At 69.1% G+C, this 10,639-nt stretch carries 12 protein-coding genes; 3 read left to right on the forward strand and 9 right to left on the reverse strand.

Translation table 11 applies throughout. The annotated features are described in order from the left end of the window. Positions 1-44: 44 nt before the first annotated feature. The 4 genes from OPU67_RS16105 to OPU67_RS16120 form a co-directional block, all read right to left on the reverse strand. The gene (locus OPU67_RS16105) at positions 45-2,225 is read right to left on the reverse strand and encodes a transglycosylase domain-containing protein (RefSeq protein WP_267621458.1); all 2,181 of its coding nucleotides are present in this window, start codon (positions 2,223-2,225) and stop codon (positions 45-47) included. 131 nt (positions 2,226-2,356) lie between these two features. Beyond that, entirely contained in the window at positions 2,357-2,767 is a 411-nt protein-coding gene (msrB, locus tag OPU67_RS16110; RefSeq protein WP_267621460.1) for a peptide-methionine (R)-S-oxide reductase MsrB, read from the reverse strand. Positions 2,768-2,835: 68 nt separating this feature from the next. Continuing rightward, a complete protein-coding gene (locus tag OPU67_RS16115; RefSeq protein WP_267621478.1) occupies positions 2,836-3,504 on the reverse strand; it encodes a glutathione S-transferase family protein in 669 nt (222 codons plus the stop codon). A gap of 76 nt (positions 3,505-3,580) precedes the next feature. Next, the gene (locus OPU67_RS16120) at positions 3,581-3,976 is read right to left on the reverse strand and encodes a hypothetical protein (protein ID WP_267621462.1); all 396 of its coding nucleotides are present in this window, start codon (positions 3,974-3,976) and stop codon (positions 3,581-3,583) included. Between the two features lie 111 nt (positions 3,977-4,087). Here OPU67_RS16120 and OPU67_RS16125 point away from each other — a divergent pair, with 111 nt between their 5' ends. Further along, entirely contained in the window at positions 4,088-4,477 is a 390-nt protein-coding gene (locus OPU67_RS16125; RefSeq protein ID WP_267621464.1) for a VOC family protein, read from the forward strand. A 53-nt stretch (positions 4,478-4,530) separates the two neighbouring features. Here OPU67_RS16125 and metW read toward each other — a convergent pair whose 3' ends face one another. Continuing rightward, positions 4,531-5,118: a methionine biosynthesis protein MetW gene (gene metW / locus OPU67_RS16130; protein WP_324255379.1), complete on the reverse strand. Its 588-nt coding sequence runs from the start codon at positions 5,116-5,118 to the stop codon at positions 4,531-4,533. Then, a complete protein-coding gene (gene metX / locus OPU67_RS16135) occupies positions 5,115-6,212 on the reverse strand; it encodes a homoserine O-acetyltransferase MetX (protein WP_267621466.1) in 1,098 nt (365 codons plus the stop codon). Before metX ends, metW begins: the two co-directional genes overlap by 4 nt. Before the next feature lie 150 nt (positions 6,213-6,362). Between metX and OPU67_RS16140 the strand changes: the two genes are divergently transcribed. Further along, positions 6,363-7,466 (forward strand): pyridoxal phosphate-dependent aminotransferase, encoded by a 1,104-nt coding sequence (locus OPU67_RS16140; RefSeq protein WP_267621468.1) that lies wholly within the window; start codon positions 6,363-6,365, stop codon positions 7,464-7,466. Continuing rightward, positions 7,463-8,371, forward strand: coding sequence for a prephenate/arogenate dehydrogenase family protein (locus tag OPU67_RS16145; RefSeq protein ID WP_267621470.1), 909 nt, complete (start codon positions 7,463-7,465; stop codon positions 8,369-8,371). Before OPU67_RS16140 ends, OPU67_RS16145 begins: the two co-directional genes overlap by 4 nt. A 146-nt stretch (positions 8,372-8,517) precedes the next feature. On the opposite strand, the gene OPU67_RS16150 is transcribed toward OPU67_RS16145, so the two are convergent. The 3 genes from OPU67_RS16150 to OPU67_RS16160 all read right to left on the reverse strand — a co-directional run. Then, on the reverse strand, positions 8,518-9,216 hold the full coding sequence (locus OPU67_RS16150; RefSeq protein ID WP_267621472.1) for a lysophospholipid acyltransferase family protein: 699 nt from the start codon (positions 9,214-9,216) through the stop codon (positions 8,518-8,520). Continuing rightward, the gene (locus tag OPU67_RS16155) at positions 9,213-9,746 is read right to left on the reverse strand and encodes a YdcF family protein (protein ID WP_267621474.1); all 534 of its coding nucleotides are present in this window, start codon (positions 9,744-9,746) and stop codon (positions 9,213-9,215) included. The genes OPU67_RS16150 and OPU67_RS16155 overlap by 4 nt, the downstream gene beginning before the upstream one ends. Before the next feature lie 9 nt (positions 9,747-9,755). Further along, a partial coding sequence (locus tag OPU67_RS16160; protein ID WP_267621476.1) for a cell division protein FtsX occupies positions 9,756-10,639 on the reverse strand: 884 nt, incomplete at its 5' end.

Consider the following 10,639-nt stretch of genomic DNA (forward strand, 5'->3'; position numbering starts at 1 on the left):
CCCCCCCCCCCCCCCCCTTCTCTTTTTGTACCTAGGCCCGAGCCCTACTGCTCGGGGACGCGGAAGGTCGGCTGCGGCGCCGGCGCCCGGCGCGGGTCGCGGGGCTCGCGCGGCGGGGGGCGCTGGCCGGCCTGCGGCAGCGCGCCGCCGGTCGCCTGCTCGAGGAAATCCTGGCTCGCGGCGGGCGGCGGATTGGGGCCCCGCTCGCCATCGGGAGGGAACGGGGCCGGCTGGCCCGGCTCGCGCCGCCCGCCCTCGACCATGTTGCCCTGCTCGTCGATGTAGTAATAATCGTCGGGCTCACCGAACATTGCTTCCTCGTCGGGCTCGAGCTGCCAGTCGGGAAGCGTCAGCGTGACGTCGAAGGGTTCCACCGGGCGGTTCTTGACGGCGAAGCGCATATAGGCGGCAAAGGCCTGCGCCGGGGCGCGGCCGCCCTGCAGGCCGGGCACCGCCCTGGCATCGTCGCGGCCCATCCACACGCCGGTGGTAATGCCGGAGGAGAAGCCGATGAACCAGCCGTCCTTGTTCGAACTGGTGGTGCCGGTCTTGCCCGCCACCGGACGGCCGATGTCGGCAGCCCGGCCCGTGCCGGTCTGCACCGCCGCCTGGAGCAGGTCGGTCATGCCCGCGGCGACGTAATCGGGGATCGCCGCCGCCGACTTGGACGGCTGGCGGCTGTAGAGGACGTCGCCACTCGCCCCGGTCACCTTGACGATGCCATAGGGCTCGACCGGCACGCCCTTGGCGGCGATCCCGGCGAAGGCCTGCACCATCTCGATCACCCGCATTTCCGAGGACCCGAGCACCATCGAGGGGAAAGTGTCGATCTTCGAGCTCACCCCGAAGCGCCGCGCCATCGAGGCGACCGTGCCGAAGCCGACTTCGTTGCCGAGCTGGGCGGCGACGGTGTTGATCGAATAAGCGAAGGCGGTGCGCAGATCGGTCTCGCCGACATTGCGCCCGCTCGAATTGCGCGGTGTCCAGCCTTCGATCGTCACCGGCGTGTCGACCACGCGGTCATCGGGCTTGTAGCCCGCTTCGAGCGCGGCGAGGTAGACGAACAGCTTCCACGCCGAGCCCGGCTGGCGCATTGCCGTGGTGGCGCGGTTGTAGTTGCTCGCCACGTAGTCCGTGCCGCCCACCATCGCGAGGATCGCCCCGTCGCGGTCGAGGCTGACGAGCGCCCCTTGCGCCCCCTTGGGCGTGTTGGCTTCGATCGAGGCGGTCGCGGCGCGCTGCATCCCGATGTCGAGCGTCGTCCACACCTCGAGCGGCTCGTTGGTCTCGGGCAGGATGATGTCGAGCTGCGGCAGCACCCAGTCGGTGAAGTAGCGCACCGAATTCTGGCCGTCCTGCTGCTTCAGCTGCACCGCGCTGACATCGACGCTGGCCTGATCGGCGCTGATATAGCCTTGCTCGCGCATCAGCGAGAGCACCACCTTGGCGCGGTCGACCGCGGCCTGGACGTCGGCGGTGGGCGAATAGTGGCTGGGCGCCTTGACCAGCCCGGCGATGATCGCCGCCTCGCCCACGGACAGCTCGGTGCCGGGGTGGCTGAAGAACTTGCGCGACGCGGAATCGATGCCGTAGGCGCCGCCGCCGAAATAGACCTTGTTCAAGTAAAGCTCGAGGATCTGGTCCTTCGAGAACTTCCACTCGAGCGCCATCGCCAGCACCGCCTCGCGCGCCTTGCGGTCGAGCGAGCGGTTGTTGTTGAGGAAAAGGTTGCGGGCGAGCTGCTGGCTGATCGTCGAGGTGCCCCCCAGCCGCTTGCGCGAGCCGGTGATCCCCTCGACCATCGCGCCCGTCAGGCGCACCGGATCGACCCCCCAGTGCGACCGGAAGCGCTTGTCCTCGGTGGCCACCATGGCGTTGGTCATGTTTTCGGGAATGTCGCGGTAATCGATCCACTCGCCGAAACTCGGCCCGATCTCGACCAGCTCGCGCCCGTCGCGCGCGCGCACGATGATGGTCTGGCCCGGCTGGGTGGCCTTCAGTTCCTGGTAGCTCGGCAACGACTGGGCGGCAAAGCCGACCGCGCAGACGACGAACAGCACCGCGAGCAGCAGCAGCGCACCGCCCCACACCACCAGCCGCTTGAACCATACGGCCGCGCGCGAGGGCGACGCAGGACCATCCGGCCGATCGCCAGCCCGCTGCGCCGCTGTTCGCCGCGTGCCGCGCGCGTCCCTGTTCTGCAAGCGCTCACCCCGTTTCGACATGATCCCTGCCCGATTGATACCCACCATGACGCACCATCACGCGAGGGGGGACCCGGCCCTTGCATAGGCAAGTTGTAACCGGGGGTGAACCCGCCGATTGCACGGCCCTCCCCGTCTCGCGAAGGCGGGGATCAGCTTTCCGCCGGCGTGAAGATCAGCGCGGCCGAGTTGATGCAATAGCGAAGGCCACCCTGCTCGGGCGGGCCGTCGGGGAATACATGGCCGAGATGGCTGCCGCACTTGCCGCAGCGCACCTCGGTGCGGATCATGCCGTAGCTGGTGTCGCGGTGCTCTTCGATCACCTCCTCGTCGGCGGGCTTGGTGAAGGCCGGCCAGCCGCAGCCCGAATTGTACTTGGCGGTGGAATAGAACAGCTGCGTCCCGCAGGCGGCGCAATGGTATTCGCCCTCATCGTAGAACTTGTCGTATTCGCCGGTGAAGGCGCGCTCGGTGCCCGCCTCGCGCAAGACGTGGTATTGCATGGGCGAGAGCCGCTCGCGCCATTCGGCGTCGGTCAGGCTGCGGGGATCGGGATTGTCCATCGAATGTCCTCTCTGCTCGCGCGCAATATCGGCGCGGCAGGGTCAATTCGCAAGCGCCGGGGCCCGCGTTACCCGTCCAGCAACGCGTAGTGCGCCGGAGGCTTGATCACGTCCATCCGCTCGGTGAGGAGAGGGCGGAAGCTGGGGCGGCTCTTGAACACGGCGTACCAGCCGCGCGACTGTTCGTGCCCCGTCCAGTCGATCCCGCCAAGGTAATCGGCGACCGAGATCTGCGCGGCGGCGGCAAGATCGGCAAGGCTCATCGTCGCGCCCGCCACCCAGGGGCGGTTGTCGATCAGCCAGTCGAGATAGTCGAGGTGCCCGTGCGCCATCTTCATCGCGTCGCGCAGCGCGCGGCTGTCGGGGGGCTGGCGCAGGATGCGCTTCTTCATGCGCTCGGAGAGGAGGGGCGCGGTGACGTCGGCGTAGAAGTTCTCGTCGAACAGCGCGACCAGCCGGCGGATCTCGGCGCGCTGAGCGGCGGTTCCGTTGATCATCGGGTTGCGGTCCACCGTCTCCTCGAAATACTCCGCGATCGCGCGACTATCGGGGATGGTGATGGCCTTTTCGCGGTTGACGATCACCGGGGTGCGGCCTGCGGGGTTCAGATCGAAGAACATCTCCGAGGCGGCCCACGGATCCTCGCGGACAAGTTCGAAGGGGATGTTCTTTTCGCTCAGCAGCAGCCTGATCTTGCGGCTGAACGGGCAGAGCGGGAACTGGTAGAGATGCCACATGGTGGGCGATGCCATGCCCCAACATGGACGGCAAATCCAGCACTCGGCCCGGTGCGCGCGGGGATATGTCGGCGGTTCACAGCCCTGCGGCGGATTTCATCATCTGGCAGGCCGGCATCAGCGCCGCAACCCGCTCCGCGCCGCCCGGACGGTCGTGATCCTCGACCCCGCGCGTGGCGAGCGCGACCACATCATCACGGCTCAAGCCTGCCCTTTCCATGAGCTTGGCCATCACCTGCACGAAGAATTCTCGTCCCCCGTCAGTATCCGCCGCCGGATAGGCCGCCCCGCGCGAATCGCCGGCGCGCTGCCACCGGCCGATCGTCGCGAAGGCGATCGCGCAGCGCGCCGCAGCCGCCTGTTCCAGCGGAAGCTGCTCGAGCGTGACGGCAGAAGCGGGCGATTCCGGCGGCGACGCGGCGGGAGGAGCGGGTTGGAGCGCAAGCGCAGCGCCAAGGAGCAGGATGGGCATGGCCCCTCCTATGGACCGCGACATGAACCTGAGGCTACCGCAAAAGCACGTTGCCGCGCGGGCCGATAAGTTTTACTCCGCCACTCACCTTTTGAGAGGAGAGGCACAGCCATGTTCAGCCACGTCATGCTCGGGACGAGCAATTTCGACCGCGCCAAGGAATTCTACGACAAGGTGCTCGCCACGCTCGGGGCGGGACCAGGCATGATCAATGTCGCAAGCACGGGGCACAAGCGTGCTTTCTGGATGCACAAGGGCGGGATGTTCTCGATCAGCGAGCCGATCAACGATCAGGAAGCGACCTGCGCGAACGGCTCGACGATCGGCTTCGCCTGCGACAGCCTCGAGCAGGTGCAGGCCTTCCACGATGCGGCAGTGGCGGCCGGCGGCACGTCGATCGAAGACCCGCCGGGCCCGCGCACGGGGGCGATGGGAACCCTGAACCTCGGCTATGTGCGCGACCTCGACGGTCACAAGCTGTGTATGCTGCACCGGGCGTGACGGGTTTGCGCGCTCGCTGATGCGGGCGGGGGGTCTGCGCCACCAAAGTTGGCTTACCGGCTCAATTCGAACACCGCGAATTCGGCGCGCCAGTTTGCTGCTGGCGCGCCGATCTGCATCTCGTTCGAGAAGAACCACGCCCGCTCGAGCTTGGCCCGCTTGAGCCGGGCAAGGTCGCGGAAGTCCTCGACTGTCACGTGGTGGATGTTCTGCGTCTCGTACCAGCTCACCGGCAATGCGCGGGTGACCGGCATCCGCCCGCCCAGCAGCAGCGCCAGGCGGGTGCGCCAATGCGCGAAGTTGGGGAACGAGACGAAGGCCCGCCGCCCGACGCGCAGCAATTCGTCGAGCATCAGGTCGGGCCGTGTCGCGGTCTGCAGCGTCTGGCTGAGGATCGTGTAATCGAAGGCCTTATCGGGGTAGTTGGCGAGATCGAGATTGGCATCGCCCTGCACCACGCTGAGGCCCCGCGAAACGCAGCGCTCGACCATCGCTCCGTCCAGTTCCATCCCGCGCGCATCGCACCCGCTCGCGGTTTCGAGTTCGGCCATTAGCGCGCCGTCCCCGCAGCCGATATCGAGCACCCGGCTGCCGGGCACGACATGGGCGGCGATGACGGCCAGGTCGGGGCGCAAGGTCATTCGATGAAGCCCTTCACCACCCGGTCGAGCTGGTCGTGCTCGAGGAGGAAGCTGTCGTGCCCGTGCGGCGCGCTGAGCTCGACGAAGCTGACCTTGGCGCCCGCCGCGTTCAGCGCGTGGACCACATGGCGGCTCTCGGCGGTGGGGTAGAGCCAGTCGGTGTCGAAGCTGACGATGCAGAACCGCGCCTGCGTACCGGCGAAGGCGTCGGCGAGCTTGCCGCCGTGTTCCTCGGCGATGTCGAAATAGTCCATGGCGCGGGTGATGTAGAGGTAGGAGTTCGCGTCGAAGCGGCGGGTGAAGCCGCTGCCCTGATAGCGCAGGTAGCTCTCGACCTGGAAATCGGCGTCGAAGCCGAAGCTCTTGGCGTCGCGGTCCTGGAGGCGGCGGCCGAACTTCTCGGTGAGGCCCGCTTCCGAAAGGTAGGTGATGTGCGCCGCCATGCGCGCAACGGCGAGGCCGTTGTCGGGCTTGGCGTCGGCGGCATAGTAGTCGCCCCCCGCCCAGGCCGGATCGGCCATGATCGCCTGCCGCCCGACCTCGTGAAAGGCGATGTTCTGCGCCGAGTGCCGCGCGGTCGAGGCGATCACCAGCACGCGCGCGGCCCGTTCGGGCCAGTTGGCGGCGAGGCTCAGCGCCTGCATCCCGCCCATCGAACCGCCGACGACGGCGTGCAGGCGCGCAATCCCCAGCCCGTCGAGCAGGGCGACGAGCCCGCGCACCATGTCGCGGATGGTGATGACCGGGAAGCGCATGGCATAAGGCGCACCATCTGGGGCGAGGCTGGCGGGGCCGCTCGATCCCAAGCACGAGCCGATGACGTTGGCGCAGATCACGAAGTGGCGATCCGTGTCGATCGGCTTGCCCGGCCCCACCATGCGGTCCCACCACCCCGGCTTGCCGGTGATCGGGTGCGGGCTGGCGAGGTATTGGTCGCCGGTCAGCGCGTGGCACACCAGCACCGCGTTCGAGGCGTCGGACGCGAGCGTGCCGTAGGTCTCGTAGGCGATCTCGGCGTCCTCGAGCACCTGCCCGCTGTCGAGCGGCAGGGGCTGGGGGATGCGGTAGACAGGGGAAACGGGGTGCGGCGACATCGGGTGGCAAGCCAAAGAGCAAAAACAGCCCTTCGACAAGCTCGGGGCGAGCGGTTAGGGGATTTTTTCTAGACTCTGTCCGTGCTGAGCTTGTCGGAAGCGAAGCTGGGCTTGCCCAACCACTGCCTTTTCTTCAAGCGGCGCATCACCATGACGATGGCAAGACCACAGCCCAAGCCTTGGATCGCCGAGATCCACGCCTACGTGCCCGGCAAGTCGAAGTCGGCGAGCGGGAAGCCGCTGGTAAAGCTCTCGGCCAACGAGAACCCGCTCGGATCGAGCCCGGCGGCGCTGGCGGCGCTGGCGCAGGGGCATATTGCAGCGGACTATCCCGATCCCGATGCGCGGGCGCTGCGCGAGGCCATCGCTGCGGTGCACGGGCTCGACCCGGACCGGATCGTATGCGGCACGGGATCGGGCGAGCTCCTCCATTGCGCGGTGCAGGCGCTCGCCGGGCCGGGGGACGAGGTGCTCGCCTCGCGCTATTCCTTCTCGCTCTACCCGCTGCTGGCGCAGAAGGTCGGCGCCACCCCGGTGCTCGCCGAGCCCGAGGGCTACGGCGCGGGCGTCGACAACCTGCTGGCGGCGGTGACGCAGCGCACCCGCGTGGTGTTGCTCGACAACCCCAACAACCCCGTCGGCACCTTCCTGCCCCCCGCCGAGGTTGTCCGCCTCCACGCCGGGCTCCCCTCCGACGTGCTGCTGGTGGTCGACGAGGCCTATGGCGAATATGTCGATCCCGCCCTCCAGCGCACGGGCTTCGCGCTTGCCGCCGCGCACGAGAACGTGCTCGTCAGCCGGACTTTCTCCAAGGCCTATGGCCTTGCTGCAGAGCGCGTGGGATGGATCACCGGCGCCCCGCACCTCGTCGACCTCGTCAACCGGCTGCGCGGTGCCTTCAACGTCTCGGTGAGCGGCCAGAAGGCAGCGCTCGCGGCGCTCGGCGACCAGGACTTCGTCGCCGCCAGCCGCGAGCACAACGCCCGCGAACGCGCGCGGCTGGCGGACGCCGTCGCGGCGCTCGGCAACCACGGCATCTCCGCTTCCCCGAGCGAGGCCAACTTCCTCCTCGTCCACTTCGAGGGCGACGTGACAGCCGCCGCCGCGCTCGAGGCGCTGTCGGACGCCGGGTATGCCGTGCGCCACCTGCCCTCGCAGGGCCTGCCGCGCTCCTTGCGCATCACTATCGGCACCACGCAGGCGACCTCGGACGTGATCGCCACCTTGCGCAAGCTGTGCGGAGAGGCGGTGTGACGATCCGGCGTCTCGCCATTATCGGCCTTGGCCTCCTCGGCGGCTCGATCGGCCTCGCGGTCAAGGCGCGCGGGCTTGCCGTCACCACCACCGGCTGGGACCGCGACGCGAGCGTGCGCGAGCGGGCCGCGGCGCGCGGGCTGGTCGGCACGGTGTATGACACGCCCGAGGCCGCCGTCGCGGAGGCCGATCTCGTCATACTCTGCGTCCCTGTCGGCGCGATGGGCGATGCGGCGCGGGCCATCGCAGCGGGGCTCAAACCGGGCGCGATCGTCAGCGACGTCGGCTCCTCCAAAGAGGCGGTCGCGACCGCGCTGGCCGAGGCGCTGCCGGGCGTCACCATCATCCCCGCGCACCCCGTGGCAGGGACCGAGCAGAGCGGGCCGGAGGCGGGCTTCGCCACCCTGTTCGCCGGACGCTGGTGCATCATCACCCCGCCCGAGGGCGCAGACGCGCAAGCAGTTCAAGCACTTGGCGACTTCTGGACGCAGCTGGGCTCGAAGGTCGAGATCATGGATGCCGCGCACCACGACCTCGTCCTCGCGGTGACCAGCCACATCCCGCACCTCATCGCCTACACCATCGTCGGCACCGCGAGCGATCTCGAGGACGTCACGCAAAGCGAGGTCATCAAGTATTCTGCGGGCGGATTCAGGGACTTCACCCGCATCGCTGCCTCGGACCCGGTGATGTGGCGCGACGTGTTCCTGACCAACAAGGGCGCGGTGCTCGAGATGCTGGGGCGCTTCACCGAGGATTTGACCGCCCTTCAGCGCGCGATCCGCTCGGGGGACGGGGACACGCTGTTCGACCTCTTCACCCGCACCCGCGCGATCCGCCGCCAGGTGATCGAGCAGGGCCAGGACGACGAGCGGCCCGATTTCGGTCGCGAACACGGGAGCTGACCCGCCAGCCGATGTTTCACGTGAAACATCGGCCGCAGAGGGGGGTCTAAAGGGGGTCTGGCGGGGGTCTGACCGGGGTCTGGGGCTGAGCAAACCGCCGCGAACGGGGACCAAACCCCGGCGGCGCACCAGGTACGCCCACCCTGTTAACCCGGACGGTTCAGCGCGTTGATCGCCGCGTGGACCCGCGCCTCGATCTCCTCGCGCGGGAGGCCCGCGGGGATCGTCTCACCCACCCGATAGGTGATCCGCCCCGGCCGCTTGACCAGGCGATGATAGGTCGCCCCGCTGTCGACCGCGATCGGCACCACCGGCAGGCGGAGCAGCTTGTAGAGCCCGGCAAACCCGGCTTGCAGCGGCGGCTGCTGGCCGTGGGGAACGCGGGTGCCTTCGGGAAAGATCACCAAGGGCCGTCCCGCTTCGACCCGCTCCTTGGCGGTCGCGATCATCATCCTGAGCGTCTTGGCCCCCTCCTCGCGCGCCACGGGCACGAGGCCATAGACCAGCGCCGAATAGCCCCAGCCGGGGATGCGGAACAGTTCGTGCTTGGCGAACACCGCGGGGAAGGCGAACAGCCGGGGGGTGTCGATCGCCTCGAAGAAGGCCTCGTGCTTCATCGCGATCAGGACCGGGCCTTGCGGAAGCGCGCCGTCGAGCACCACGTCGATCCCGAGCACACGGCGCACGCACCACAGATGCCAGTGCCCCCAGCGCGCGACGATCGGGCGCAGCCAGCGCCGCTGCGCGATCACCGCCACCACCGAGGCGATCACCAGCACCGCGCTGACCCCGTAGAACAGCACGTAGAAGGCACAGCTGCGAAAGCCGGCGATCAGCCACCTCACAGGTCGATCAGCCCGGCCGCACGGCTCGCCAGCAGCTTGTGATATTCGAGGAACAGGGTTTTGAGATCAGGGTGCGAAGGCACCGCATCGCGGATCACGGTGACGCTGGCGGGCAAGGTTCGATCAAGCTCGCCCGCGGCGCGGCGCATATGCCAGTCGGTCGTCACCAGCCGCAATGAGCGGACCTCGTTCTGCGCCACCCACTTGGCAGTCTCGGCCGCGTTGGAGCGGGTATCGACCGCCGCGTAGCCCAGGGTGACGCAGCACGCCATTTCGCGCGGGGAGACGCCGAACTCGGCGGCGAACTCCTGCGGGCGGACCTCGGAACCGACCCCGCTCACCAGCAGCTTCTTCGCCTGCCCGCGCCCCAGCACCGCAAGCCCGCGCGGGATGCGACCCGGGCCGCCGGTCGGCACGATCACCGCATCGGTGGCGATCCCCTCCTCGGCCGGGCGCGGAAGCGCGACGACGAACCACAGGAAGCCGAGCGCCCAGGCGAGGAACATGAGGGAGAGGGCGCGCCGGATCATCGGCAGGCCCTAGAGCATGGCCTTGAGGGCAAGCGCAATGGTCATGCGTGCGGTAAGCAGCGCAAGCAGCACACCGGCCACCGGAATTGCGGCGAGCAGCAGCCAGTCCTGGGCGAGCAACCCGCCGCCGCTCACCATCCCGCTGTCGAGCGCGGCGAACTGGCGGCCGAGCACCCACACCGCCGCCGCCCCGGCGATCCCGCCGAGCGCCGCGCCGAAGCTCGCCTCGCGCACCACGTCGCGCAGGAACACCGCGGCGATCTGGCCCTGGCTCGCGCCGAGCAGGTGCATGATTTCCACGGTATCGCGCGCGGCGGCGAAGGCGTTTCGCGCCGACAGTCCCACCGCCGCCGCCGTGGCAAGCGCGACCAGCGCGACGAGGCCGAGCGCCAGCCATTGCAGCGCGGCGAGCGCGTTCTGCACCGGGCGCAGGAAGGCGCCCTGCGCGTCGACGCGGGCGGCGGGGACCTGGGCCTTGAGCGCAGCCTCGATCCGCGCGACCTCTGCCGGCGAGGCGCTGCGGGACAGCTCGACATCGATCAGCGCCGGGATCGGCACGTCGCCGCCCGCCACACCCTGCCCGAGCCACGGTTCGAGCATCGCGGTCAGTTCGGCCTCGGGCACCAGCCGCACCGCCTGCACGCCCGGAATGCCGGTCAGCACCCTGACGGCGGCCGCCCCGCCCGCCGCGCGCAGATCGGGGTTGGGCTCGACCACCTGGACGCTGAGGGCGCGCGACAGCCCGTCGTCGGCGCTGGACGCGAGGTTGCGCAGGGCAAGGCCGCCTGCCGCCGCGATGACCACCAGCGCGATGAGGATCGCGATCACCCAGGGGATCGGCCCGGTCAGCCGCGTCGGCGGCAGCAGCCGCGCGGCGGCGCGCCCGCGCGGGC

Source organism: Erythrobacter sp. WG (assembly GCF_026586795.1).
Classification (GTDB): Bacteria; Pseudomonadota; Alphaproteobacteria; order Sphingomonadales; family Sphingomonadaceae; genus Erythrobacter.